The organism is Novosphingobium resinovorum (assembly GCF_036352595.1).
Lineage (GTDB): Bacteria > Pseudomonadota > Alphaproteobacteria > Sphingomonadales > Sphingomonadaceae > Novosphingobium > Novosphingobium resinovorum_B.
Map to the genome: position 1 here is coordinate 250,089 of NZ_JAZFAX010000001.1, position 25,533 is coordinate 275,621.

26 protein-coding genes and 1 tRNA gene are annotated in these 25,533 nt (G+C 64.5%); 11 read left to right on the top strand and 16 right to left on the bottom strand.

Features of this window, described 5'->3' with window-relative positions:
* Positions 1-127 precede the first annotated feature (127 nt).
* Both V2S85_RS01230 and V2S85_RS01235 read right to left on the bottom strand, forming a co-directional pair.
* Entirely contained in the window at positions 128-865 is a 738-nt protein-coding gene (locus V2S85_RS01230; RefSeq protein WP_330701054.1) for an HNH endonuclease, read from the bottom strand.
* Between the two features lie 278 nt (positions 866-1,143).
* The gene (locus V2S85_RS01235) at positions 1,144-2,223 is read right to left on the bottom strand and encodes an IS630 family transposase (protein ID WP_330701055.1); all 1,080 of its coding nucleotides are present in this window, start codon (positions 2,221-2,223) and stop codon (positions 1,144-1,146) included.
* A gap of 77 nt (positions 2,224-2,300) precedes the next feature.
* Between V2S85_RS01235 and V2S85_RS01240 the strand changes: the two genes are divergently transcribed.
* Complete coding sequence (locus V2S85_RS01240; RefSeq protein WP_330701056.1) at positions 2,301-2,618, top strand: hypothetical protein; 318 nt, start codon at positions 2,301-2,303, stop codon at positions 2,616-2,618.
* A gap of 287 nt (positions 2,619-2,905) precedes the next feature.
* Here the strand turns inward: V2S85_RS01240 and V2S85_RS01245 are convergent, their stop codons facing one another.
* The 10 genes from V2S85_RS01245 to V2S85_RS01290 all read right to left on the bottom strand — a co-directional run bounded on the left by V2S85_RS01245 (position 2,906) and on the right by V2S85_RS01290 (position 11,909).
* Positions 2,906-3,517, bottom strand: coding sequence for a helix-turn-helix domain-containing protein (locus V2S85_RS01245; protein ID WP_419198151.1), 612 nt, complete (start codon positions 3,515-3,517; stop codon positions 2,906-2,908).
* Positions 3,518-3,679: 162 nt separating this feature from the next.
* Positions 3,680-3,865 (bottom strand): hypothetical protein, encoded by a 186-nt coding sequence (locus tag V2S85_RS01250; protein ID WP_330701057.1) that lies wholly within the window; start codon positions 3,863-3,865, stop codon positions 3,680-3,682.
* Positions 3,866-3,875: 10 nt separating this feature from the next.
* Positions 3,876-4,658: an MBL fold metallo-hydrolase gene (locus tag V2S85_RS01255; protein WP_330701058.1), complete on the bottom strand. Its 783-nt coding sequence runs from the start codon at positions 4,656-4,658 to the stop codon at positions 3,876-3,878.
* Positions 4,655-5,434: a TatD family hydrolase gene (locus V2S85_RS01260; RefSeq protein ID WP_330701059.1), complete on the bottom strand. Its 780-nt coding sequence runs from the start codon at positions 5,432-5,434 to the stop codon at positions 4,655-4,657. The genes V2S85_RS01255 and V2S85_RS01260 overlap by 4 nt, the downstream gene beginning before the upstream one ends.
* Positions 5,434-7,005, bottom strand: coding sequence for a methionine--tRNA ligase (gene metG / locus V2S85_RS01265; protein ID WP_330701060.1), 1,572 nt, complete (start codon positions 7,003-7,005; stop codon positions 5,434-5,436). Before metG ends, V2S85_RS01260 begins: the two co-directional genes overlap by 1 nt.
* Before the next feature lie 84 nt (positions 7,006-7,089).
* Positions 7,090-8,070, bottom strand: a complete 981-nt coding sequence (locus tag V2S85_RS01270; RefSeq protein ID WP_330701061.1) for an AAA family ATPase — start codon at positions 8,068-8,070, stop codon at positions 7,090-7,092.
* Positions 8,067-8,708 carry a dTMP kinase gene (gene tmk / locus V2S85_RS01275; protein WP_330701062.1) on the bottom strand — a complete coding sequence of 214 codons (642 nt, stop codon included), beginning with the start codon at positions 8,706-8,708 and terminating at the stop codon, positions 8,067-8,069. Before tmk ends, V2S85_RS01270 begins: the two co-directional genes overlap by 4 nt.
* Positions 8,705-9,868 carry a D-alanyl-D-alanine carboxypeptidase family protein gene (locus V2S85_RS01280; protein WP_419198157.1) on the bottom strand — a complete coding sequence of 388 codons (1,164 nt, stop codon included), beginning with the start codon at positions 9,866-9,868 and terminating at the stop codon, positions 8,705-8,707. Before V2S85_RS01280 ends, tmk begins: the two co-directional genes overlap by 4 nt.
* A gap of 72 nt (positions 9,869-9,940) precedes the next feature.
* Entirely contained in the window at positions 9,941-10,900 is a 960-nt protein-coding gene (locus V2S85_RS01285; RefSeq protein ID WP_330701064.1) for an SPOR domain-containing protein, read from the bottom strand.
* Positions 10,884-11,909, bottom strand: coding sequence for a lytic murein transglycosylase (locus tag V2S85_RS01290; protein WP_330701065.1), 1,026 nt, complete (start codon positions 11,907-11,909; stop codon positions 10,884-10,886). The genes V2S85_RS01285 and V2S85_RS01290 overlap by 17 nt, the downstream gene beginning before the upstream one ends.
* A gap of 142 nt (positions 11,910-12,051) precedes the next feature.
* Here V2S85_RS01290 and V2S85_RS01295 point away from each other — a divergent pair.
* Positions 12,052-12,141: transfer RNA gene (locus V2S85_RS01295), tRNA-Ser, on the top strand.
* A gap of 16 nt (positions 12,142-12,157) precedes the next feature.
* On the opposite strand, the gene V2S85_RS01300 is transcribed toward V2S85_RS01295, so the two are convergent.
* Together V2S85_RS01300 and acs are read right to left on the bottom strand one after the other, a co-directional pair.
* Complete coding sequence (locus V2S85_RS01300) at positions 12,158-12,946, bottom strand: hypothetical protein (protein WP_330701066.1); 789 nt, start codon at positions 12,944-12,946, stop codon at positions 12,158-12,160.
* 213 nt (positions 12,947-13,159) lie between these two features.
* The gene (acs, locus tag V2S85_RS01305) at positions 13,160-15,109 is read right to left on the bottom strand and encodes an acetate--CoA ligase (RefSeq protein ID WP_330701067.1); all 1,950 of its coding nucleotides are present in this window, start codon (positions 15,107-15,109) and stop codon (positions 13,160-13,162) included.
* Positions 15,110-15,331: 222 nt separating this feature from the next.
* Here acs and V2S85_RS01310 point away from each other — a divergent pair, with 222 nt between their 5' ends.
* Both V2S85_RS01310 and V2S85_RS01315 read left to right on the top strand, forming a co-directional pair.
* Complete coding sequence (locus tag V2S85_RS01310) at positions 15,332-15,865, top strand: GNAT family N-acetyltransferase (protein ID WP_330701068.1); 534 nt, start codon at positions 15,332-15,334, stop codon at positions 15,863-15,865.
* Between the two features lie 73 nt (positions 15,866-15,938).
* Positions 15,939-16,259, top strand: coding sequence for a PilZ domain-containing protein (locus V2S85_RS01315; RefSeq protein WP_330701069.1), 321 nt, complete (start codon positions 15,939-15,941; stop codon positions 16,257-16,259).
* Positions 16,260-16,765: 506 nt separating this feature from the next.
* Here the strand turns inward: V2S85_RS01315 and V2S85_RS01320 are convergent.
* Positions 16,766-18,370 (bottom strand): phosphoenolpyruvate carboxykinase, encoded by a 1,605-nt coding sequence (locus tag V2S85_RS01320; protein ID WP_330701070.1) that lies wholly within the window; start codon positions 18,368-18,370, stop codon positions 16,766-16,768.
* Positions 18,371-18,603: 233 nt separating this feature from the next.
* Between V2S85_RS01320 and V2S85_RS01325 the strand changes: the two genes are divergently transcribed.
* The 7 genes from V2S85_RS01325 (at position 18,604) to V2S85_RS01355 (ending at position 23,905) form a co-directional block, all read left to right on the top strand.
* On the top strand, positions 18,604-19,383 hold the full coding sequence (locus V2S85_RS01325) for a response regulator transcription factor (RefSeq protein WP_330701071.1): 780 nt from the start codon (positions 18,604-18,606) through the stop codon (positions 19,381-19,383).
* Positions 19,376-20,935 carry a sensor histidine kinase gene (locus V2S85_RS01330; RefSeq protein WP_330701072.1) on the top strand — a complete coding sequence of 520 codons (1,560 nt, stop codon included), beginning with the start codon at positions 19,376-19,378 and terminating at the stop codon, positions 20,933-20,935. The genes V2S85_RS01325 and V2S85_RS01330 overlap by 8 nt, the downstream gene beginning before the upstream one ends.
* Positions 20,932-21,357 (top strand): serine kinase, encoded by a 426-nt coding sequence (locus tag V2S85_RS01335; RefSeq protein WP_330701073.1) that lies wholly within the window; start codon positions 20,932-20,934, stop codon positions 21,355-21,357. Before V2S85_RS01330 ends, V2S85_RS01335 begins: the two co-directional genes overlap by 4 nt.
* Positions 21,358-21,429: 72 nt before the next feature.
* Complete coding sequence (gene rapZ, locus V2S85_RS01340) at positions 21,430-22,347, top strand: RNase adapter RapZ (protein ID WP_330701074.1); 918 nt, start codon at positions 21,430-21,432, stop codon at positions 22,345-22,347.
* Positions 22,348-22,395: 48 nt separating this feature from the next.
* Positions 22,396-22,800 (top strand): PTS sugar transporter subunit IIA, encoded by a 405-nt coding sequence (locus tag V2S85_RS01345; protein ID WP_330701075.1) that lies wholly within the window; start codon positions 22,396-22,398, stop codon positions 22,798-22,800.
* On the top strand, positions 22,797-23,075 hold the full coding sequence (locus V2S85_RS01350; RefSeq protein WP_330701076.1) for an HPr family phosphocarrier protein: 279 nt from the start codon (positions 22,797-22,799) through the stop codon (positions 23,073-23,075). The genes V2S85_RS01345 and V2S85_RS01350 overlap by 4 nt, the downstream gene beginning before the upstream one ends.
* Positions 23,072-23,905, top strand: coding sequence for an RNA methyltransferase (locus V2S85_RS01355; RefSeq protein ID WP_330701077.1), 834 nt, complete (start codon positions 23,072-23,074; stop codon positions 23,903-23,905). The genes V2S85_RS01350 and V2S85_RS01355 overlap by 4 nt, the downstream gene beginning before the upstream one ends.
* Positions 23,906-23,921: 16 nt before the next feature.
* On the opposite strand, the gene rmuC is transcribed toward V2S85_RS01355, so the two are convergent.
* Positions 23,922-25,472, bottom strand: coding sequence for a DNA recombination protein RmuC (gene rmuC / locus V2S85_RS01360; RefSeq protein ID WP_330701078.1), 1,551 nt, complete (start codon positions 25,470-25,472; stop codon positions 23,922-23,924).
* Positions 25,473-25,533: the final 61 nt, after the last annotated feature.

Consider the following 25,533-nt stretch of genomic DNA (forward strand, 5'->3'; position numbering starts at 1 on the left):
CGAGCGTTGATGCACCCGGACCCGCTGCCCCGCAGTGGGCCCCCTCAATGGCCGCTTTCGCGCTTCACGTTTGTTCGCGTGTATGGCGAGAAGGGTGGTAAGCGGTCATTCGTTTGGATGCGGCGGCCTAAGCGGATTCGTGTCCCTCTGCTGCCTTAACGGCTTCCTCGGTAGGGCGCGTAAATGCCCACCAGACGCCTACTCCCTGAGGTGGCGTGTTGTTGCCGTGCAGGCGGACGCCGTGCCATGACATGCGCCAAACAGAAAATCCCTCGCTCGCGGGGCTTTGTGCACCTTCATATATGAAGCTGCCACGGCCTAGATTGCTACCGAACTTAGGACAGCCATCCGGGAACCACTCTGCAACGCTAGCCCATATTTTCGGTTCTTCGTCGGGATGCTGCATCTTCACGTCAGGATAGAACTGGCCGCCTAACGGCTTGCCAAGATGAAAGTAGTAGAGACCAAGGACAACGTATCGTACCAATTCTTGCAGCTTGTGGGGATTTAGCTTTAGTTCGTGCATTGGCTGAATGATACCATTGACATTCAGCCATCTAGCCTCGTTGCCTACTAGGCCAATCTCACGCTGTAGCTTCAGGTTCCTGCCTATGCGCGGACGGACCATTTCTTGCCGATAACGATCTGCTTCAATATGGTTCGACCCGGCCATCAAAGCGGCAGAGGCATAATGCTCCAACTCGGATTTGATGTTGTTGCATTTCATACAAGCAGGTACTTGAGGAAGATTGCCGCGGTCACTTTCAAAAAAAAATGACCTCGCAATGACATGATCGGCTGTTTTGGAAATCCCAACACCGCCGCAGTATGCGCAATCCTTATTTTTATATTGCTTGCCCGCCATACGCCGAAAATAGCACCAAAGAGCGCTATCTGGCAATCGGCATGAGGTACGGATAGGGGAAGCGAAGCATCTAATATTATATAAAGAGTCGGAGGCCTAACTAAGATGTCTGAAATGCCAGTTTGGGCTATTATTTTTTCGAAGTAGTAAAACTGTCCCTGCAACTCGGCGGCGCGATTGCTGTCGCAAGACTGGCTGTGACGTGGGCACTGAAACGTTATCAGACAGAGAAGGTGTGGGAGCGCAGATTGTCGGCCTACACGGAGACAGTGGCGGGCCTAGTGGGAGGAATCTAACACTTGATGCCCGCGCCTGATGGCGGCGATGATCTTATCTGGGTCTGCGGTCCAGACGAATGGCTTTGGGCTTTCATTGTGCTCGGCAAGGAAGCGGTTGATGGCCGCCTGGAGGTCGATGAGCGAGTGGAAGACGCCGCGTTTGAGACGGCGGTTGGTCAGCTTGGCGAAGAAGCCCTCAACGGCATTCAGCCATGAGCATGAGGTTGGCGTAAAGTGGAAGGTAAAGCGCGGGTGGCGGCCGAGCCACTCGCGCACTTTGGGATGCTTGTGGGCAGCGTAGTTATCGAGGATGACGTGGATCGCCTTTCCTGCGGGCACCTGTGCTTCGATCAGGTTCAGAAAACGGATGAATTCCTGATGACGGTGCCGCTGCATGTTGCGGCCGATTACGGTGCCATCGAGCACGTTGAGCGCAGCAAAGAGCGTGGTTGTGCCATTGCGCTTGTAATCGTGGGTCATGGTTCCGGCCCGTCCCTTCTTGAGCGGGAGGCCAGGCTGCGAGCGATCGAGCGCTTGGATTTGGCTTTTTTCGTCGAATGACAGCACGATCGCGTGCGCGGGCGGCGAGACATATAGCCCGACGACATCGCGAAGCTTTTCGACAAACTTCGGATCATTCGATAGCTTGAATTGGCGAACGCGGTGGGGTTGCAGGCCATGAGATCGCCAGATCCGCTGCACCGAACTGACGCTGATCCCAACCTCGCTCGCCATCATCAGCGCCGTCCAATGGGTGGTCTCGCCGGGCGGATCTTCGAGCGTCCGAGCAACGACCCGGTCGGTCACCTCGGGAGCCAAGGGCGGGATCCGCGACGGACGGGTCTTGTCGCGAAGCAGTCCTTCGACTCCTTCTTGCATGAAGCGCTCTTGCCATCGCCATACGCAGGTCTTCGAAGTCCCAGTTCGCCGCATGATCTCGTTGGTGCCGACACCCTCGCTCGTCAGGACCACGATCTCGGCGCGCCATGAATGCTTCTGCGCCGAGTTGCGGTCCTTGATGATCCGATCGAGCCGGTCTCGGTCGCATGGGGAAAGGCTGATTGAGATACCGCTGCGCATCCACCCTCATCGCACAACCGGCAAGCTTCGGGAATCCACTTCAGGACTCTTCTGTCAGACCTTGACCACTAGCAGCCATGCGAAAAGTAATCGATCAGGAGATCGATCATTATGAAGGAAATTCTAAAGGTGGCTGGGACAAGGAGCGATATAAAAAAGCCTCTACCGCAGTTGAGGAGGTGATCTCCATTGCTCGAATGCTCCTACCGCTCGACATTGCTAGCCGGCTATATGAATATGACGTCGAGTTTAAAGGCGCGACTAATCAGTTCGCTGGTGAGCCGGCCGACGTGCTGTATCCACAATCGAAGGCCATCGAAGGGCTAATCGAATTTTTGGTTGATCGTGGTCGGGCCGATCTCGGCGGGTTTAATTTAATTAGTGACGGACGTTGAAGGGGCTTTACTCTAGTGGCTATCGATCCGTTTCCAGCATCTGAAATTTCTACAAGCGGTGGAAACGCCAAGTCAATTTTATTACTTTTATCGTCTAATGCCGCCATTCCGCTATCGGTCCATGGCTGCCATCGGAAACAGGTTGTCGAACGTCCGCAATGGGGCGTGCGCCGACAGGCCGCTTTTGGCGCGGGCTTGCCTATCCCGTCCGCTCGTTCATGTAAGCCACCGTTGGATTGCGGCGAGCGAGAGGTGGTCGACCACGGCGGCGCTTGGCCGGCTCTGCGTCAGCTGATGGCGGCGGGGCAGGAAATATGTGTGGTCCCTGAGAACTGCGGCACGGCTCGTTGTTGTTGCGTTTCCGCGCGGGCAACTGCTCCTGCAACAGCTTGGCCATCGCCATAGACGAGCAGGGTGCATTGCGGCCCGCGATCCTCGAACCACCAGTGCTTCGAGCCGTCGATCTGAATCAGCTCGCCCCGGCAATCCCGGCGATAGCGAGGCTGGTAGGGACGAGGGCGCCGCGCGTCACGGTCCTTCCAAAAACCTTCCGCGATCATCCATTTGCGCAATGTCTCGTGCGAGATGGTTATCTTGTGTCGCTCAGCCAGATACTCGGCCGCAAGCGTCGGCCCGAAATCGCTATAGTTCTCTCTGACGAGATCGACGACGCGCGTCCGAAATTCCGCAGTGAAGCTGCGATTGCTGGGCCTGCCACGCTTCCAGGAAACCAGCGCTTCGGGACCATCGCTTCGCAACCGACCAAGCAAGCGGTAAATCTGCCGCCGTGAGACGCCCAGCAACATGGCTGCGTCTTCTATCCGTAGTTCGCCGCGCTCAAAGCGCCGCAGGGTATCGTATCTTGAAAGCTCGCCATGGCTCATAGCCACCACCGTCATAAGCGTATCTCCTGACTGGCAGGAGACCATGCCACCAGGATCGCGAGCCGTCCCGGTTAGTGACGTCTCTAAATTGCGGGCGGTGACATCTCTAAGTTGCGCCTACATCATAATGGAATGATAATAGAGATTATGTAAAATATGGGCTTGTTCGACGGACTATCACGGCTCGATCCTGAAACCGGACCACTGGATGACCACCACCATGCCGATGATGATCGCCGCCCAGATTGCCGCCAGCCGCAAGGCTCCGCCGCCGCCGAGGCCCCGGATTTCGGGATTGCGGACGGCGAGCACGAGACAGCCCAGGATCGAGATGATCGAGACGATCAGGCCTGCGGTGTTCATCGATCGGCTTTCACGCGGCTATGACCAGTCCATCGTAAGCGACCTGCACGTTCGCAGGCACGGATGCGCTCAGTGTGGCATAGTCCATGCTCTTGTCGAGATGCGTTAGCACCGTGGTGCCCGCCCGGCAGACTTCCGCCAGTTCGAGCGACATCGCCAGATGCGCATGAGTCGGATGCGGCTCACGGCGCAGGCAATCGACGACGAGGACGTCGCAGCCGTAGAACAGATCGACCATGCCGCGCGTAATCTGGTTGAAGTCCGTAGCATAAGCCACTGATTTTCCGTCCGCATCGAACAAAAATCCGGTCGAGTCCATGCCGCCATGCGGCATCTGGGTATGGCCGACCCTGAACCCCTCGCAGAGCCGCAGCGTATCCAGATTCTCGAGCGAGATCAGCGTCGGGTAGCCGTGCTGCCCCGCGAAGACATAGCCGAAGCGCTGGCGCAGGCGGCGGACCGTCTCGGCATCGGCATAGCCCGGGATCGGGCCGGCCCGGCCGTAGCGCAGCGGCCGCAGGTCATCGATTCCGTGGCAATGGTCGGCGTGGTCGTGAGTCCAGAACACTGCGTCGATGTGGTGGATGTTGTTCGCCAGAAACTGCGCGCGCAAGTCCGTGGGGGTATCGACCAGGATCCGCGAACCGGCATCGCTCTCCAGCAGGATGGCGACGCGGGTACGCCGGTTGCGCGGTTCGTTCGGGTCGCACAGGCCCCAGTCGGGCCCGCCATTCTCGCCGCCCAGGCGCGGCACGCCGGTCGAGGTGCCGCTGCCGAGGATCGTCACCTTCACGCGTACTGCGCCTTGCCGAACAGCGCGAAGAAGTTGCGCGTGGTCGCTTCGCCGAGCTGCTCGACCCCGGTGCCGCGCAAGCCCGCCACGAAGCGTGCGGTGTCGGCGGTGAAGGCAGGCTCGCACTTGCGACCGCGATGCGGCACCGGTGCCAGGAACGGCGAGTCGGTTTCGACCAGCAGCCGGTCTTCAGGAATGATCTTCACGACCTCCTGTAAGTCCTTGGCATTCTTGAAAGTCACGATGCCGGAAATGCTGATCGTCAGGCCGAGATCGAGCACCTTGCGGCCGAATTCGGCGCTTGCGGTGAAGCAGTGGATCAGCGCCGGGAAGGCCCCCTTCCCCATCTCGTCCGCGAGGATTTCGGCGGTGTCGGCCTCGGCGTCGCGGGTGTGGATGATGATCGGCAGGCCGGTCTCGCGCGCGACCGCGATGTGGGTGCGGAACAGCGCCTGCTGCACCGCGCGGTCGGACTTGTCGTAATAATAGTCGAGCCCGGTCTCGCCGATGCCGATCACGCGCGGATGGCGCGTCGCCTCGAGCAGCGCCGCTTCGCCGAGGTCGGCATGCTGATCGGCCTCATGCGGGTGGATGCCTACCGAGGCCCAGACATCCGGCTCGCGCGCGGCGGTGGCGACGACGCGGTCCCACTCGCGCTGGCGCGTCGAGATATTGAGGAAGCCCTTGATCCCGGCCTCCCGCGCGCGCGCCAGCACGCCCTGCTGATCCTCGACGAGACCCTCGTATTCGAGATGGCAGTGGGAATCGATCAGCATCAGGCGGCGGCTCCTTCCGTCGCCGCCTCGGGCAGTTCGAGGCGCGGGAACACGCCCTGGGGCTTGTCCACCTTGAAGCCGGACGCAGCCAGCGTCTCGAACCACGCGGCATCGGCGAGCGCCGCATAGCCGCGCGCGTCGGCCGTCTGGCCCATCTGGTCGAGCAAGGCGTCGATCGCCGCGGGAACGACCGGACGCACCGCGATGGCGAGGTCGCGCACGACCCGGAACAGGGTCATCAGCACCGCTTCCATGCGGGCCGGGTCGCTCTTGCGCAGGGCCCAGGGCGCCTGTTCGTCGACGTACTGGTTGCAGGCGAAGACGGCGCGCATCCAGGCTTCCAGGCCGGCGCTGAAATCGAGCGCGTCGAACGCGGCGCGAAGGCCGGAGATGCCCTCGGCAACGGCGGCATGCAACGCGGCATCGGCCTCGCTATATTCGAGTCCGCCCTTAAGTTCGCCGTCCATGTTCTTGAAGATCATGGACAAGCTGCGCTGCGCCAGATTGCCGAAGCTGTTCGCCAGTTCGGCATTGGCGCGCGTCACGATCGCCTCGGCCGACCACGAACCGTCCTGCCCGAAGGCGACTTCGCGCAGGAAGAAGTAGCGCAGGGTGTCGACGCCGAAGGTCTCGGCAAGGGCGATGGGGTCGGTGACGTTGCCCAGCGACTTCGATTCCTTCTGCCCGCGATTGAGCAGGAAGCCGTGGCCGAAGATCTGCCTGGGCAGTGCGAGTCCGGCGCTCATCAGGAAGGCGGGCCAGTAGACCGCGTGGAAGCGCACGATATCCTTGCCGATCAGGTGGACATCGGCGGGCCAGAACTTGCCGAAATCGCTCTCTGCCTGCGGAAAGCCTAGGCCCGTCAGGTAGTTGGTCAGCGCATCGACCCACACGTACATGACGTGGTTGTCCGAACCCGGCACCTTGACGCCCCAGTCGAAGCTGGTGCGCGAGATCGAGAGATCGCGCAGCCCGCCCTCGACGAAGCGCTGGATCTCGTTGCGGCGCGTCTCCGGGCGGATGAAATCACCCGCCGCGTAGAGTTCGAGGAGCTTGTCCTGGTACTTCGAGAGGCGGAAGAACCACGATTCCTCGACAGTCCATTCGACCGGCGTGTTCTGCGGCGACAGCTTGGTGCCGTCCTCGCCCTGCAGCAGTTCGCTTTCGTCGTAGTAGGCCTCGTCTCGAACCGAGTACCAGCCTTCGTAGCGATCGAGATAGAGATCGCCATTGGCCTCCATGCGGCGCCACAGTTCCTGGCTGGCGGCATGATGGCGTGCTTCGGTGGTGCGGATGAAGACGTCGTAACCGACATTCAATGCGTCGCACATGTCCTTGAAATAACCGGACATCTCTTCCGCCAGCGCGGCAGGCGTGATCCCCAGGTCGCGCGCCTTCTGGGCCATCTTGAGGCCGTGCTCGTCAGTGCCGGTCTGGAACCGCACGTCGAAGCCCTCGGCCTTCTTGAAGCGCGCTATGACGTCGGCGGCGATCGCTTCGTAAGCGTGGCCGATATGGGGCCGCCCATTGGGGTAGCTGATGGCGGTGGTGATGTAATAGGGCTCGCCCATACGGCGTCGCGCTTTCCTGACTGGTGTTTACACGTCGATGTTCAAGTGCGTTCTCAAGTTGCCGCAGCTTCCCGGAAAAACGCGCTAGCGTGCCGCTTCTCTAGGCATCGCGGCGGAGGCCAGCAACCCGCCAATTTCCATTATCAGGAGCCCGGCGTCGAAATTGTACGTCGGCGCCTGCGTGGCCAGCCGGGTCAGCGCGCCATAGGCGTCGATGATCGCCAGCTGGCGGCGGCGCGGGGCGTCGCGCAAGCCCTGGACCAGCACCGCCCGCGCCAGTTCGAGCGCGGCAAGCTGCCGGTCGCGGGCGGGGCGGCCGCCCATCTCGTCGGCCAGTGCGCCGCGCAGGGCGAATTCCGGATCGCCTTGCGCCAGGATCCGGACCATCAGCGCGTGGATGCCGCCGAGGTCGTGCTCGACGATATCGAGCGCCATTCCGGGCGAGCCCTGCGCCGCCGCGATCGCTGCGGTGCGCGCGGAAGCATCGGCCTGCGGCGCCTCGCGGCGGATCACCGCGTCGAGTTCCTCGCCGTCCAGCGCCGCGAAGCGCAGCACCCGGCAGCGCGAGCGGATCGTCGGCAGCAATCGTCCGGGCTGGTGCGTGACGAGCAGGAAGTACGTGCCGGCCGGCGGTTCCTCCAGCGCCTTGAGAAGCGCGTTGACGGCGCCCTTCTCCATGTCGTCGGCCGGGTCGATTACGATGGCCCGGCGCTCGCCCAGCGTCGGCTTGGTGACGAGGCGGCGGATCATGCCGCGGACCTGGTCGACGGTGATGTTGCGCTTGGTCTGGTAGGGCTTGCCCTCGGCCTTCTTCTTCGCCTCGTCGTCGTTGGCGGGGAGGTGGTCGAGGATCAGGATGTCGGGATGGCCGTCGACCTCGGGAAGCGGCGCGCCGGGCTGGCGGACCAGTTCGGCGGCGGCGGCACGGGCGAAGGCGCGTTTGCCCAGCCCCCTCGCCCCGCTGAGCAGCCAGGCGTGGTGCATGCGTTCGGAGGCGATGGCGGCGAGCCATTCGTGCCAGGCGGCGGACTGGCCGACGACCGGGGTATCGTGTCCGCCGGTCATTCCGGCAGTCCGGCGAGTGCGTCGAGCACTCCGGCATGCGTCGCCTGCGGATCGCCGTTGCCGTCGATGCGGGCGAAGCGCGCGGGCTCGGCGGCCGCGAAAGCGGAGAACGCTTGCGCGACCCGCGCGTGATAGGCGGCATCGCGGCCGCCGATGCGGTCGCTGCCGTGGGTATCGCGCAAGGTGAGCCGCTCCATCGCGACTTGCGGCGAGACTTCGATCAGCAGGGTCAGGTCGGGCAGCAGCCCGTCGCTGCCGATGCCGTGCAGGGTGGCGATGTCGGCATCGGACAAGCCGCCGCCGCCGCCCTGGTAGGCCCGGCTCGAATCGAGATAGCGGTCGCAGATCACCCAGGCTCCGCGCGCCAGTGCCGGGCGGATCAGCCGATGCACATGGTCGGAGCGCGCGGCGGCGAACAGCAGCGCTTCGGCGCGCGGGTTCCAGCCCTCGCCGCCGTCGCCCTCGACACCGTCGAGCAGCAGCGCACGCACTGCTTCGGCACCCGGCGTACCGCCCGGCTCGCGGGTGGTGACGACCTCCAGCCCGCGCGCGCGCAGAGCCTCTGCCAGCAGGCGGGCCTGGGTGGACTTGCCCGCCCCTTCCCCGCCTTCGAGCGCGATGAATCGACCCTGCTTCATGAGAACAGGTTGATAAGCCCGTTCAGCAGCCTGTCCAGCGTGCCGGCCTTGCCGATGTCGCGCCCGGCGTAGAGCGGCACCCGGCCCGGAGCGAGCCCGGCGACGCGGATCTCCAGTTCGCCGACCTGCTCGCCCTTGCGCACCGGCGCGGCGATCGGTCCGCGATAATGGACGGCAAGGGTGATGCCGGGCCTGCTGCCACGCGGGATCGTCGCATGGACCTCGCGATTGGCGACCAGCGGCAGCGCGCGGGCGTCGCCGTCCTGCACTTTGGCCTGCGCGATCGTCTGGCCCTGGTCGAACAGGTGGCGCGTATCCCAGGCGGCAAAGCCCCATTCGAGCAGTGCCTTGGCGGCGTCGTCACGCAGTTTGGGATACGGAGAGCCGGCCAGCACCATGACGAGGCGGCGCCCGCCGCGCTCGGCGGTGCCGAGGAAGTTGTAGCCCGCCTCACGCGTGTAGCCGGTCTTGATGCCGTCGGCGCCGGGCACGACGCCCACCGTCGGGTCATGGCTGCGCATCTGCACGTCACGCCAGAGCCAGCGCTTGTGGCCGGAGAATTCGCGATAGAGGTCCGGGTAGCGGGTTATCATCGCGTCGGCGAGGCGCACCAGGTCGCTGGCGGTGACGTACGTGTTGCCGCCGTCCATCCAGCCGTTCGGCGTGTGGTAGTGGCTGCGGGTCATGCCCAGGCGCCGTGCGGCGTCGTTCATCTTCGCCGTCCAGCCCTGCACGCTGCCGGCGTAGCCTTCGCCAAGCACCACGGCGGCATCGTTGGCCGAAGCGGTCATGATGCCGTGGAGCAGGTCGCGCGTGGTTGGCCGGTCCTTGGTCGTCAGGTACATGTTGGTGCCCTTGGCGAACCACTCGTGCTCGGTCTCGGGAAGCTCGACGAACTTGCGATCGAGGCTCAGCCGGCCGGCGCCGATCTCCTCGAAGGCGACGAAGGCGGTCATCACCTTGGTCACCGAGGCGGGCAGGAACGGCGTGTCGGGATGGCGCTGTTCGAGCACCTGCCCCGAGCCCAGATCGACGAGCAGGCTGACCGGGATCGGCGCGACTTGCGGGGGCGGGCTCGGGATGCGGATGGGCGCCGCGCTGGCAGACACCGTCGCCGCGAGCGCGCTTGCGGGGATGGCGAACTTCAGAATAGTGGCAATCGACTTCAAGACCCGAGTTCTCCCGCGCGCCCGCCGGCGTCTGGCTTTCGCGCGGGGAAAGACCCGTGGATCTCAATCCGCGCCGAGGATTCGCGCATCCCTATAACCCGCGCCCCTGGCCTTCTCCAGCGCTGGCGCGGCTTTTGCACGGTTCGCGTAAGGCCCCATGCGCACACGCCAGAACTTGCCAGATGCCGAGACGCTGCCGCCCAACTGCGCCGCGACCTTGCGCGCCGATGCCTCCGACGAGAATGCGGCGACCTGCACGACCAGCGATCCCTTTTCAGGCGCTTCGGCTTTCGGGGGCGCCGGCTTGGGCGCGGGCTTTTCCGCCGGCTTCGCTGGCGCCGCGACCGGAGGCTTGGCGGCAGGCTTCGGCTGCGGCGTCGCTTGCGGCGTGGAGGCCGGCACAGGCTTGGTCATCGGCGGCCCGGCCGGCATTGCCGGCGGCGTCGATGGCGGGGGCAGCAGCGGCGACTGGTCCGCCAGCTTGCGGCGCAGCACCTTGAGCAGACCGTCAGGCGTGGCCATGCGCTCGGGCACGCGGCCGCCGGCGCGCAGCAGGGCGCGCTCCTGCTCGGGCGGATTGACGCGGCGAACGCGGACCGGGCTGCGGCTGCCCGGCGCGAGGCCGAGCTGCGCGGCGGCATCGTCCGAAAGTTCGATCAGCGCGTCGTTGACCATCGGCCCGCGCCGTTCGAGCCGCAGCAGGATGGTGCGGCCGCTGTCGAGCGCGGTGACTTCGACGTAGCTGGGCAGCGGCAGGGTCTTGTGGGCGGCGGTGACGCCATCTCCCGCACCGACGATCGCGGTGCCGACGGCGTCGTAGTTGAGCTGGTCGCTCGGCCTCCAGACGGTGGTGTCGATGGTGAACGGCGCGCCGATCACAACGGGATAGTCAGCCGCCGGGCCGGACGGCGGCGCGGGCTCCATGGCAGGTGCGCGGGCGACGGCGAAGGCGCTCCCCGAAGCCAGCAGAGCCAGCAGGATGGGCGCCGCGAGCGGCCGGGAAAGGTTAACGGGAAATCTCATCTGCAAGCAACCCCACCGACATCGCGTAGTAGTTCGAGCAGTTGTACTGGAGGATCACCCGATAATTACCGGTTAACAGATAAGCCGGCGTTCCCGGACCGTCGGGCTGGAACAGCGAGGTGAGCACGTCCGCGCCGATCGCGCGCTGCGGCGTGACACCCAGCGCGCGCCATTGCGCCACCGTCTTCCACTGTGAATGGCGGGCGTGGACCGCCGCGCAGGCCGGCGCGGACAGCTTGGTGGCATAGGCGCCGACGTTGAAGCCGGAGGGCAGGTTCGCGGGAACGCCCCATGGCTCGCCGGAGCGCCAGCCGGCGTCACGGAAATAGTTGGCGATCGACGCCAGGGTGTCGGCAGAGCTGTTGAAGATGTCCGCCTTGCCATCGCCATCGCCATCGACGGCGATGCGCAGGTAGACGCTCGGCAGGAACTGCGGATAGCCGAAGGCCCCGGCCCAGCTGCCCTTGAGCTGCGCGCGCGGCACCCCGCGATCGACCATCTTCATCAACGCGATCAGTTCTCCCTCGAACAGTGCGCGCCGCCGGCCTTCCCAGGCCAGCGTCGCCAGCGAACGGGCGAGGTCGAAGTCTCCGGTATAGCTGCCGTAGTTGGTCTCATGCCCCCAGATGGCGAACAGCATCGGTGCGGGCACGCCGTAGCGCCGCTCGATCTGCGGCAGGATTGAGGCGAGCGAGGCGTAGCGCGCCTTGCCCCGCGCGATGATCGAGGCGCCGACGTGCTGCGCGATGTAGGGCGCCAGCGGCGGCGGCGCACCGCGACTGCCGGGCTGCGAGGTGTCGAGCGCGATCACCCGGTCGTTGGGCGTAAGGCCGGTCAGGACGCTGGCGATGGCGCCCTCGCTCACCCCCTGCGCCCGCGCGTGCGACGCCACGGTCTGGAGGTAGGCGGGGAAGCTTTCCGGCTGTGCACAGGCCTGGGCGGCGGGAAGCGCAAGGGTGATGGCGAAGACGGGAAGGCGCAGCGATCGGATGAAGGAGGCAAATGTCATCGCCTGGGAACTTCGCACAAAGCGCCCCGGTTGCAAATGGGCCGCGGCGCGTGTCGGTGGACAGTCGCCGCATGTCCGATGCCCTTCACCGCCCATAGCCCCTTGCAAGAGCGGGACTTTGGGCTATGCGCATGAAAGCAGCGGACAGGTGGCCGAGTGGTTTAAGGCAGCGGTCTTGAAAACCGCCGTGGGTGCAAGCTCACCGTGGGTTCGAATCCCACCCTGTCCGCCAAGCGTTTCTCGCACCGTTACGACTGGAACGTCAGGTAGAACGTGCGCTTTTGCTCGACCTTGCCGCTGTTGAGCATGACCGCACCCTTTTCGAAGTCGTCATTGAGCGTCAGCGGCGTGCGTTTGGCGTTCTGCCGGTTCGTGATCAGCGCCAGGCCGCTTTCCGCCCCGGCATCCTTCAGGTCGTTGAAGCCATGGAATGATTCGGCGATCGTGGCGGGGCCCGCACCGGGGCGCTTCTCGCCATTGGATTTGATGAGGCCAGGCGCTCCCGACATGCCAAGCCGCAGGATCCCCCGGCCGCTCAGGCTGCCCGCCCGCTTCCTCAGCGCCTGCTTGTGCAGGTCGAGCAGGGGGCCGGTCTCCTCGACCAGGCTATCGCCGAAGTTGCTCGTCAGCATGATGTTGCGCACGAACATGATATGGGCCTTTGCCTGCGGCACACTGCCCTGGTCGCGGGTAACGTCCATGCCATACTGCAGCAGGCAGCGCTGGTCCGCCTCCTCATTGTAGAACTCGTCGCAACATACCTCGCCGCTGCGGGGGTCGGCGTGGAGTTTCAGGCTTCGATGGATCTGCGCGAAATATTTCCACGCCGTCTGCGCGTTCGCATTCTCGAACGGTTCGTAGATATTTATGTGCGCCCGATATTTTATCGGGGTTTCCGTGCCGGTGTAAACGGTTGCCCTCAATTGATTGAGTATCGTGAAAGCATGGACCGAATCGCCCGAGCCCTCCCACCGCAGTTCGATGGGAGTGCCGGCGCCGAGTTCCTGTGCACGGCTTGCCACTTTCTCGTAATCCATGACAACTCTCCCGCAAGAGCGTGTTCAAGATGATCTGAAAATGAAAGAAAGACCGATGAACAGGGTGCTGTCAACTTCGTGTCTATTACGTAACGATTGCGTAGATCTGAGAGACCGTTTGAGAAATCGCGGAAGAGCGATTTCAAAGCCGGTGCCGCAACGCGCCGAAAGGCGCATTCTCAAACGGTCTCTGAGGGGCAATACCCCGCGCGGTCACGCCGTCGCGGGCTGTGGTCGGTTGGCGAGCAGGTTATCGACCACCGAGGGGTCGGCCAGCGTCGAGGTGTCGCCCAGGTTCGAGACGTCGTTCTCGCCGATCTTGCGCAGGATACGGCGCATGATCTTGCCCGAGCGGGTCTTGGGCAGGCCGGGCGCGAACTGGATCACGTCGGGGGTAGCGATCGGGCCGATCTCGTGGCGCACCCAGGCGATCAGTTCCTTGCGCAGCGCCTCGTCCGGCTCGACTTCGGCATTGCAGGTGACGAAGGCGTAGATACCCTGCCCCTTGATCGCGTGGGGCATGCCGACCACCGCCGCCTCGGCCACCTTGGCGTGGGCGACCAGCGCGCTCTCGATCTCGGCGGTGCCCATGCGGTGGCCCGAGACATTGATGACGTCGTCGATGCGGCCGGTGATCCAGTAGTAGCCGTCCTCGTCGCGGCGGCAGCCGTCGCCGGTGAAGTAGGTGCCCTTGAAGGTGCTGAAATAGGTCTGGAAGAAACGCTCGTGATCGCCCCAGACGGTGCGCATCTGACCGGGCCAGCTGTCGGTGATGACGAGGCAGCCGTCGCCCGGCCCCTCGATCTCCTTGCCGTCGTTGTCGAGCAGTTTCGGCTGCACCCCGAACATCGGCCGCGTCGCCGAGCCGGGCTTGAGCGCGGTGGCGCCGGGCAGCGGCGAGATCATCACGCCGCCGGTCTCGGTCTGCCACCAGGTGTCGACGATCGGGCAACGGCCCTCGCCCACCACTTCGTGATACCAGGCCCAGGCCTCGGGATTGATCGGCTCGCCCACCGAGCCGAGCAGGCGCAGCGACTGGCGGCTGGTCTTCTTCACCCAGTCGTCCCCCTCGCGCATCAGCGCGCGCAGGGCGGTGGGGGCGCCGTAGAAGATCTCGACCCCGAACTTGTCCACCACCTGCCAGAACCGGCTGGCATCGGGGAAGTTGGGCACGCCCTCGAACATCACCGTGGTCGCGCCGTTCATCAGCGGGCCGTAGACGACGTAGGAATGGCCGGTGACCCAGCCGATGTCGGCCGCGCACCAGTAGATCTGGCCCGGACGGTAATCGAAGACGTACTCGTGCGTCATCGAGGCCCAGACCGAATAGCCGCCGGTCGTATGCAGCACGCCCTTGGGCTTGCCGGTCGAACCCGAGGTGTAGAGGATGAACAGCGGGTCCTCGGCGTTCATTTCCTCGGGCGCGCATTCGGCGCTCTGGTCGGCGACGGCCGAGGCCCAGTCGACATCGCGGCCCTCGACCATCGGCACCCCGGCCTTGGTATGGGCGAGCACGATCACCGTATCGACGCCCGGGCAGTCCTTCAGCGCCTCGTCCACGTTGGCCTTTAGCGGCACCTTCTTACCGCCGCGCAGGCCCTCGTCGGTGGTCAGGACGATCCGGCTGTCGCAATCCTGGATGCGGTTCGCGAGCGCATCGGGAGAGAACCCGGCGAAGACGATCGAGTGGATCGCGCCGATCCGCGCGCAGGCCAGCATGGCGACGGCGGCCTCGGGCACCATCGGCAGGTAGATGGTGACGCGCTCGCCCTTCCTGACTCCGCGCGCCTTGAGCAGGTTGGCGAAGCGGCAGACCTGCTCGTGCAGTTCGCGGTAGGTGATGCGGCGCTCGGGATTGGCCGGGCTGTCGGGCTCCCACAGGATCGCGACCTGGTCGCCGCGCGTCGCCAGATGGCGGTCGAGGCAGTTGGCCGAGAGGTTCAGGGTGCCATCGGTGAACCACGAGATGCCGAAGTCCTCCTCATGGAAGCTCGTCTGCTTCACCACGCTGAAGGGCTTGATCCAGTCGACCCGCCGGGCTTCCTCGCGCCAGAAGGTTTCGGGATCGGAGACCGACCCTGCGTACATCTCCTGATAGCGGGCATCGTCGATCAGGGCGTCCCTGCTCCAGTCGGCGGGAACGGGATAGACGGCCTCGGCCATGTCGGTTTCTCCTCTCAAATCGCTCTCACCGGGTATCCGGCCTTGCATGCTGCGTTAGCACAATGGACAGGTGTCCGTGACCTTGGACATTGGTCCTAGAGTCGAAACCCGGGTCCGGCACCGTTTGCCGGCAAGATGGCGGGCGATGTGATCTCGATCAAGGTGCATCGCAGCGGATGGATGTAGAGATTCGCCATCGTTTTCTCCGCAAGGACGCAGATCATGCCGTTCCCGGCCATTCTCGCCGCCCCCTTCTCCCTCACCCTCCCCACCCGTTCGGGCATCGACCTCGACGTGCGCCAGGCGACCGAGGCCGATGCGCCCGCGCTGATGGATTTCTTCGCACGGGTCACCGACGAGGACCGCCGCTTCCGTTTCCTCGCCGCCGCCGATGCTGTACGTCCCGAGCAGATCGAACCGCTCGTCCACGCCGATCACTTCCGCACCGAATCCTGGATCGGCACCAACCGCGCGAGCGGACAGATCGTCGCATCGGGCATGCTGGCCTGCGACGGTCCGCTCGACACCGCGGAGATCGCCATTTCGGTCTGCGGCACGCATCGTGGCAAGGGGATCGGCTGGGCCATGCTCGATTTCATCGCCGGCCAGGCGCAGGCGCGCGGATGCCGCCGGGCGATCGCCATCGAGAGCCGCGACAATCATGCGGCGATCGATCTCGAACGCGAAAAGGGCTTCCACGCCGAGCCGCTGGAGGGCGATCCGACGCTGGTGGTACTGGCCAAGGCGTTCCGCTGAGCGCCTGCGACATAATGCTAACGCGCTGGTAACCTTTCGCGCCGCATAGGGGGCTCCCCCCGATGGAGCCCTCATGTCCGATTCTCCTGCCGGCGCTGTCACCGACGGTGCCCGAACCACCCGCTCGGCGCGCGTCGGCGTCTCGATCCTGTGCGACGTGCGGCAAGGCACGCGGCCCTGGAAGCAGGCCCGGCTGGAGGACTTGTCGCCCGGCGGTTTCCGGATCGCGCAATTGTCCGATGCCCGCATGGAAGTGCCGCTGCGCATCCGCATTCCGGGGCTGCAACTGCTGAGCGCGCGCATCTGCTGGATGCGTGACGGCGCGGTAGGCTGCGAGTTCGCCGAGGCCCTGCACGTCGCGGTATTCGAACACATCGTGCGCGCGGCGGCATAGGCCGCGTCTCGGGCCTGTTCAGGCCGCGATGGAAACACTCCGATGGCGAGATGTCGCGGGCGGGCTTCGACAAGCTCGGCCTGGGCGGGGTCGGGAGTAAAACGCGGCGAGTGGACTGACTTCGGGTTACGGCTCCTGCGGACGCTGAGAAGCAAGAACGACTGGTTCACGCAAAGACGCGAAGGCGCGAAGGTGTCGCTTTAAGCCGCAGGCTCGAAAGCAAAAGCGGCTTCGCCGCAAGCGCTTATCCTTGGCGCTTTCGCGTCTTTGCGTGAACCATTCTTTCTATCTCACTTCCCTTGAATGGGAGAGGGCCACGACCGCTTCCCACTCTTTTTCGTCATTCCCGCTTTCTCGGGAATGACGGGATTGAAGGAACCTCAACTCTCGCCCCAACCGCGAGATCCTGGCGCCCCCTCTCTCGCACACACTTTCATCGACAAGCGCCCATGCAAAAGGCCCCGGAGCAACCGCCCCGGAGCCTTGCTGGAATTTAATCGCGAAGCTCAGGCCGCGACGGGCGCCGCGTTGCGCACGCCTTCGTCGACGTGCTCCTCGAACTGCTCGAAGTTGTCGATGAACTGCTTCACCAGCGTCTGCGCAGTGCGGTCGTACTCGGCGCCGTCCGCCCAGGCGCCGCGCGGGTCGAGCAGCTTCGTGTCGACGCCTGGCACCGCCACCGGAACCTCGAAGCCGAAGTTCGGATCTTCGCGGAACTCGGCCTCGTTGAGGCTGCCGTCGAGCGCGGCGTTGAGCAGGGCGCGGGTCGCCTTGATCGGCATGCGCTTGATGCCCTCCATGGTCGCCTTGCCGCCCGACCAGCCGGTGTTGACCAGCCAGCACTTCACCCCGCCCTTGGCGATCCGCTCCTTGAGCAGGTTACCGTAGACCGAGGGATGGCGCGGCATGAACGGCGCGCCGAAGCAGGTCGAGAAGGTCGCTTCCGGTTCGGTCACGCCGATCTCGGTGCCGGCGACGCGGGCGGTGTAGCCCGACAGGAAGTGATACATCGCCTGATCCGGGGTCAGCCGCGCGATCGGGGGCAGCACGCCGTAGGCATCGGCGGTCAGGAAGATGATGTTCAGCGGCACCGGTCCCAGGTTCTTCTCCGAGCAGTTCGGGATGAAGTCGATCGGGTAGGAACCACGGCTGTTCTCGGCCAGCGAGTTGTCGTCGAGGTCGATCCTGCGGGTCACCGGATCGATCACCACGTTCTCCAGAACCGTGCCGAAGCGGTGAGTGGTGGCGTAGATCTCGGGCTCGGCCTCTTCGGAAAGGCGGATCATCTTGGCGTAGCAGCCGCCCTCGAAGTTGAAGACCGCAGTATCCGACCAGCCGTGCTCGTCATCGCCGATGAGGGTGCGGCTGGCATCGGCCGAAAGCGTGGTCTTGCCAGTGCCCGAAAGCCCGAAGAACACCGCCGTGTCGCCGTCCGGTCCGATGTTGGCCGAACAGTGCATCGGCATCACGCCCTTCACCGGCAGCAGGTAGTTGAGGATGCCGAAGACCGACTTCTTCATCTCGCCGGCATAGGCGGTGCCGCCGATGAGGATCAGCTTCTCGGTGAAGTTGACGGCGATGACCGTCTCGGTGCGCGAGCCGTGCCGCGCGGGATCGGCGCGGAAGCTGGGCAGGTCGATGATGGTGTATTCGGGCGCGAAGCCTGCCAGTTCGGTCTCGGTCGGGCGGACCAGCAGGGTGCGGATGAAAAGGTTGTGCCAGGCGAATTCGTTGATGACGCGCACATTGACGCGGTGCTCGGGCTGCGAACCGCCGAACAGGTCGGCGACGTAGAGCGTGTCCTTCTCGCCCAGCGCGGCCAGGAAATCTTCCTTGAGCGCCGCGAAGTGCTCAGGCGTCATCGGTACGTTGGTCTTGCCCCACCAGACCGTGCTTTCCGTCTCGGCATCCTTGACGATGAACTTGTCCTTCGCCGAACGTCCGGTGTGCTTGCCGGTCGCGACGACGAAAGGACCGTCGGCAGAAAGCACGCCCTCTCCGTTCTTCACCGCCTGCTCCACCAGGGGTGCCGTGCCAAGGTTCGCGAAGATCCGGGCCTTCGTCTCTATGCCCTGTTTCGAGAGCGGATAGCTAAGGGTGGTCAATGTCATCTCCTCCAAAAGATGGCGTCGCTACGGGTTTTCCCGGTGACGCTGAGGCGATTCCTGCGCAAGAATCGCGCCGCACGCAGGCGGCCGACCCTTTTCCGTCAAATCGGCGTCAAATGAAACCGCCATGGGACCGACCCGGTGTTTTTCAGGCATGCGCGCCCGGCGATTGCCACGGCTCGGTGCAGCGGCTAGGCAACGTCGTCCATGCATCAGAAGGCAAAGTCCGGGCGCCCATGGCCGATCCAGTGAACGCCCCGATCCCCTCGAACCCGATCCAGCCTGCCGAGGCGACCACGCCGGCACGCCAGCATGTCGTGGCGCTGGTCGATGACGACCGCAACATCCTCACCGCCTTGTCGATCGGACTGCATGCGGAAGGCTTCGCGACGCGTGTTTATGCCGATGCGGAAACCGCGCTGAAGGCACTGCTTGAAAATCCGCCTGACCTCGCGATCTTCGACGTCAAGATGCCGCGCATGGACGGGCTGGCACTGCTCAAGGCGCTGCGGACACAATCGAGCCTCCCGGTGATCTTCCTGACCTCGAAGGACCAGGAACTCGACGAGGCATTGGGGCTCGCGCTGGGGGCCGACGACTATATCGCCAAGCCGTTCAGCCAGCGCCTGCTGGTGGCGCGCATAAGGGCGATCCTGCGGCGCAGCGAACTGACCAGGCTACCGCCCGAGCAGAACGCCGAGGTCGAAGTGCCCGACCCGATCGCCCGGGGCCGCCTGTCGCTCGATCCGGCGCGCCATCAGGTGACGTGGGAAGGCCGGCCGGTGTCGCTGACGGTTACGGAGTTCCTGATCCTCGAGGCGCTGGCGCTGCGTCCCGGCATCGTGAAGAGCCGCAACCAGTTGATGGACGCGGCCTACAGCGACGACGTCTACGTGGACGACCGGACGATCGACAGCCACATCAAGCGCCTGCGCCGAAAGTTCCGCGCGGTGGATCCAGAATTCGCGGCGATCGATACGCTCTACGGCGCCGGCTATTCGTTCGCCGATGGCTGAGCGATATCGCGCCCGTTCGCGCCTGCCGTCCTGGCGTGTCTCGCTGACCGCGCGCATTCTCGCGGTGAACTTCATCGCGCTGGCCCTGCTCGCCGGAAGCCTGTTCTATATCGACAGCTATCGCAACGAACTGCTTGCCGAACGCTACCGTCTGGCAAAATCCGAGGCCGAGATCACTGCAGACGCCCTTGCAGACGAAGGGCCCGCGGGCCGGCTCGACCTGATCGCCCGCATCGGCACAGAGCAGGGACTTCGCCTGCGCTTGTTCGATGGGTCGGGCGAACTGGCGGGCGACAGCTTCGCACTCGCCCGCCCTTCGTACCGACTTGTCGATCCCGCCGCCGAGCCATGGCTGCAGGACGGGGCACGGCTGCTCGACCGGGGCATGGACTTCATTCTCGGCGCTCCCGAGATTCCCGATTACCGCGACCCCACTGACCAGAGCGCGCGCGCCTGGCCCGAGATCGGCGCGGCGCTGGTCGGTCGGGAAACCTGGATCAGCCACAAGGCGGCTCCGGACCGGACACCGATCATCATCGCCGCCACCCCCGTAGGCACCGACGGCTCGGCCCTGTTGGTCACTCGCAATGCGCGCGACATAACCGAAAACGTGCGCATGGCCCGCCAGACGCTGGCGATCATCGTCGGCGGGGCGCTCGGCGTCTCGATCCTGCTCTCACTGTTCCTGGCGCGCACCATCGTCGAGCCGCTGCGCAAACTGGTGCGTGCTGCCGTGCGCGTGCGCCTCGGCCGCGACCGCAGCGTTGTGGTTCCTCGCTTGCCCGATCGGCGCGACGAGATCGGCCTGCTCGCCCGCGCCATCTCGGACATGAGCGGTGCGCTGCGCCAGCGCATCGACTCCGTCGAAAGCTTCGCCGCCGACGTCGCGCACGAACTCAAGAACCCCCTCACCAGTCTGCGCAGCGCACTCGAAACCCTTGAACGCGTGGACCAGCCCGAGTTGCGTCGGCAACTCCTCGGCATCGCCAAGGACGACGTGCGCCGCATCGACTTCCTCGTCACCGAGATCGCCGATGCCAGCCGGATCGACGCGCAGATCAGCCGCACCACCTTCGAGCCCGTGGACATGCGGCGCCTGGTTAAGGCGCTCGTCGGCGAGCGCGACCAGCGCGGCGTCAACGGCGACAGTCCGATACGGATAATCCATGAGGATCATGAAGATCTGATCGTCCCGGGAGATGCGGCGCGGCTGGAGCGGGTATTGCAGAACCTGCTCGATAATGCGGTGTCCTTTTCCCCGCCCGGCGGCGCGATCGAGATTACTCTCGCTCGTACGGGCAATCGCGCCGGAATCGCCGTTGCCGACCATGGACCAGGCATCCCCGATGCAGCGCGCGAGCGGGTGTTCGAGCGGTTTCATTCGCTGCGCCCCTCGCGCGAGGAATTCGGTACGCACAGTGGCCTCGGCCTCGCCATCGCACGCACGATCGTGGAGGGGCATTTTGGCCGCCTCGTCGCCACGGATCGCACCGATGGCGCTGCGGGTGCGCGGCTGGCGATCTCGCTGCCGTTGTGGGATGCAGGGGCGTGACCGGTACGGCACGCCAGTCCACTTGCGTCGCGATCGCGGGGCGCGGCATACTGATCGAAGGCCCGCCGGGAAGCGGCAAATCGAGTTTGGCGCTGGCGCTGATCGATCGCGGTGCAGTGTTGGTAGGCGACGATTCGATTCTGCTCGAAACGCAGCAAGGCAGGCTCCTTGCACATCCGCATCCCCGGACGAGAGGTTTGCTGGAGGTGCGTAATCTGGGACTTCTGGCCTTTCGATGCCTCGATACCGTCCCGGTGTCGCTCATGCTTACGCTCGACGGTGATGCGCCTCGCTATATCGAGGCACCGGATGACGTCGCGATCGGCAGCGCCGTCCTGCCGCTCGTGCGCTTGTATCCAGAGGCCAGCGCGTTGCCGCTCAGGGCCGAACTTGCACTGAAGCATTACGGATTGCCGCTGTAGGCTTGTGCCTTGACTGCGCATAAGCCCTTAGCCCCCTTCCCTTTCTCCACGACAGCGCGCAGAGAAGAAGCCATGGGGAACTTAGCGGCAAATCCGCAGCGTGTGCTGCTGGTGACGGGAATGCTGGGCGCGGGCAAGACCACTGCGTTACGGGTGCTGGAGGATCTCGGCTGGGAGATCGTCGACAACTTCCCTATCCGCATGCTCGATGCGCTGATCGATGGCGCCCCGGAAGGTGATCCCACGCCACTTGCGATCGGCTTCGATTCGCGGACGCGTGGGTTCGATCCCGAACGGGTGATCGCGCAGGTAAAAAAACTCACCGAGCGGCGCGACCTGCAATTGATGACCCTGTTTCTCGACTGTTCCAGCACGGAGTTGGAGCGGCGCTATAACGAGACCCGTCGTCGTCACGCCCTCGCAGCCGATGCCCCGGTTTCGACCGGTATTCGGGCCGAGCGGGAACTGCTGTCCCCGCTGCGGCGCTGGGCGGACTTGTTGGTCGACACCACCGAGTTCACCTCCAACGACTTGCAACGGGTGATTCGCGAGCGTTTCACCGAAAGCGATGCCGAGGAACTCACGGTCACGGTTTCGAGCTTCGGCTTCTCTCGCGGGATGCCGCCGGTGGCCGATCTCGTCTTCGACATGCGGTTTCTGGACAATCCCCACTGGGATGCAGAACTGCGCCCGCAGACCGGACAGGATGCCCCGGTTGGCGATTACATCCGCAAGGATCCCGCGTGGGAAGAAGCATTTACACGGATTCGCGACCTGCTCCTGCTCCTGCTTCCGCGTTACCGCGCACAGGGTAAGGCCTATGTGCATATCGCCTTTGGCTGTACCGGCGGGAGACATCGTTCGGTATTCACTGCGGAACAGATCGCTGCAGCCTTGCGTCTATCCGGATTTTCGCCCACATTGCTGCACCGCAACCTGGGCTCACGGGCAGCCGATCTTCTGGAAGGAGGTCTGCGGCGTGAGAAATAGAGACATCGGCCGGGTGCGATTGCAGGAATTTCGGAGCGCACTCCCGGCATGATCGGCATGATTCTGGTTACTCACGGCAATCTCGCCGAGGAGTTCGTACACGCGATGGAACATGTCGTCGGCGACCAGCCCGACGTCGCCACCGTGTGCATCGGTCCGAACGACGACATGGAACGCCGCCGCTCGGAAATCGCCGACGCCATCGCCAAGGTGGATAGCGGTGATGGCGTGATCGTGCTGACCGACCTGTTCGGTGGAACCCCCTCCAACCTTGCGATCTCGCTGATGCAGGCAGGCAAGGTCGAGGTGATCGCCGGGATCAACCTGCCGATGCTGATTCGCCTCGCCAAGGCACGGGGCTGCATGCCGGTCCGCGAAGCGGTTGCCGCCGCGCGCGATGCGGGGCGCAACTACATTACGATAGCAAGCGAGTACCTGGGGCAGGATGCATGATCGATTGCCGTGATTCGGTGCTGATCGTGAACAAGCGCGGTCTGCACGCCCGCGCCAGTGCCAAGTTCGTCGGCCATGTCGCCGACTTGCCCGGTGGCGTCACCGTCACCGTTGCAAAGGATGGCATGTCCGCTGCGGGCGGTTCGATCCTTGGCCTGATGATGCTCGGCGCCGCCAAGGGCGACACCATCGAGATCACCTGCTCGGGCGACGGAGCGCCGGAAGCGCTGGCGGTTCTAGCCGGTCTGGTACGCGACGGCTTCGGCGAAGAGTGACCGAATCGACCTTGCCGGGCGGCCACCATCGCCGCACCATCACCGGTTTTTCCAATCCGCTGGTCAAGTTCCTGCGCTCGCTGCGCGACAAGAAGCATCGCAAGCGCGAGAAGCGCTTCCTTGCCGAAGGGCTGCGGCTGCTGACCGACGCGCGTGAGAGCGGCATATTGCCGGAAATGCTCGTCATGGCGATCGGGCGCGACCCGCATCCGCTGCTGGACGCTCTCGAAAGCGAAGTGGTTGCGAGCGGCGGGGACATTGTCGAGATGGACGTGGAAATCCTCGCCAAGGTTACCGGCAAGGACAATCCGCAAGCGGTCGCCGGCGTCTTCACCGAATTCGACACCAGGCTCATCGACCTCGATCGCGACGCTTCTCCGATCTGGCTGGTGGCGCAGGCCCTGCGCGATCCCGGCAACCTTGGCACCATGCTGCGCACCGGCGATGCCGTGGGCGCTGGCGGGCTGATCCTTCTCGACGACTGCGCCGATCCATTCTCGGTGGAAGCGGTGCGTGCCAGTATGGGCGCAATCTTCACGCAGAAGATCGCGATCGCTCGCTGGGACGAATTCCAGGATTGGCTGCGGGGAGGCGATGGCCAACTGGTTGCGGCGTCGCTGCGCGATCCGACCGACTATCGCCAGGCGGCTTACGCCGCGCCGTGCTTTCTGATGGTCGGCAACGAATCGCAGGGGCTCCCCGCCAGCTACGAGACCGCATGCGACTTGCGTGTCACGATCCCGATGCTCGGCCGTGCCGACAGTCTCAACGCCGCCGTTGCCGGCGCAGTTCTGGCCTACGAGGCGTTGGCGCACTTGCGGCAAGGCTGAAGCCGGGCCGTCATTCCTACTCGGCGCCCTCTTCCGCAGCGGTTTCCGAACTGCTGCCACCTCCAGTGGTATCGGCATAGCGCGGCGCCGATTCCACCAGGGGGACGTCGTCGGAGATTTCACGTTTGCCGATCTTGATGTGCTTTTCGCTCAGCCGGCGGGCGCGGCTCATCACGTTGCCTTCGTAAGTACGGGCGAAATCGTTGAAGCTGTTGACCGCGCGTCCCAGGTGCGTGCCCACCTTGGACAAGTCATCCTGCGTCTTGGCCAGGCTGTCGTAGAGATCGGCGCCGAGCTTGCCGATTTCGCGGGCCTCTCGGGCGAGGCCCTCCTGCTGCCAGACCTGGGCGATGGTGCGGGCGATGGCCACCAGGTTGGTCGGACTGGCCAGCAATACCTTGCGATCAAAGGCGAAGTCCCACAGGCTCGAATCGTGATCGAGGGCGGCGGCGATGAAATGCTCGCCCGGGACGAACATGATGACGTAATCCGGCGCATTCTCGAACTGGCTCTGGTAGCTCTTGGCTCCCAGCGTCTGGATATGATTACGCATCGAGGCTGCGTGCTGGTTCAGGAAGGCGATACGGATGGTCTCGTCCTCGGCCTCGAAAGCGTCCTGATAGGCGTTGAGCGACACTTTGGCGTCGATCACCAGTTGCTTGTTGCCCGGCACGCGCACGATCGCATCAGGCCGCAGCCGCCCTTCCTCCGTGGTGATCGACTGCTCGGTCTCGTAATCGGTGTGCTCGGTCAGTCCGCACTGCTCGAGAACGTTCTTGAGCTGCTGTTCGCCCCAGCGCCCTCGGGCCTTGGGCGCGTTGCGCAGTGAATTGCCTAGTCGGACCGCTTCGGCTCGCACCAGTTCCTGCCCGACCCGCAGCGCCTCGATCTGGCCGGTCAGTTGCCCGAAGGCATCGACGCGCTTGGCTTCCAGCGCCGCTACCTGTTCCTCGTAGCTGCGTAGCCGCACACCTACGGGTGCCAGGATCGCGCTGATTCGTTCGGCGCTGGTCTTCTCGCTCTGCTCGAATCGCTCTCCCGCCCGCTTCAGGAACGTCTCCTGCGCGGCGGCGAGGACTTTTGCCCCGGCATTCTCGAACTCTCCGCGCAAGGCCTGCTGCGCCTCGATCAGAACGCGCTTTTGCTCGTCGAAATTGGCGGATTTTTCGCGCAACGCCGAAAGTTCTTCGGACAAGGTACGCTGCTCGCGAAGCAGGGTATCCACCCTGATGGCGTGATCGGCGCGCGTCTTGTCGAGAACCTGCCCTGCTTCACCGCGGATGCGCTCTGCCAGCGCGGCCGCATCCTCACGCAGACGCGTCAATGCCGTCTCGTGATCTGTGCGAGCGCGATCGAGCGACTGTTCCAGCATATCCGTCCGCGCCGCCCGTTCCCGCGCGGCTTCCAGATCGGCGAAGGCGCGCAAGTACCGGGCATCCCCCTCGCGCGCCTCCCGCTCACGGGCGTCGGCCTGCGCGCGCCACTGCGCCACAGGGCGAGAACCGAAAAACCAGCCAAGACCCAGCCCGATTACGAGCATGACGATAGTAGCGAAGACAAGTTCCATGTCCCGACCTTAATCGGAACATTTCAGGAACTCCAGCATCTTGGCAGATTTTTGAACCGAA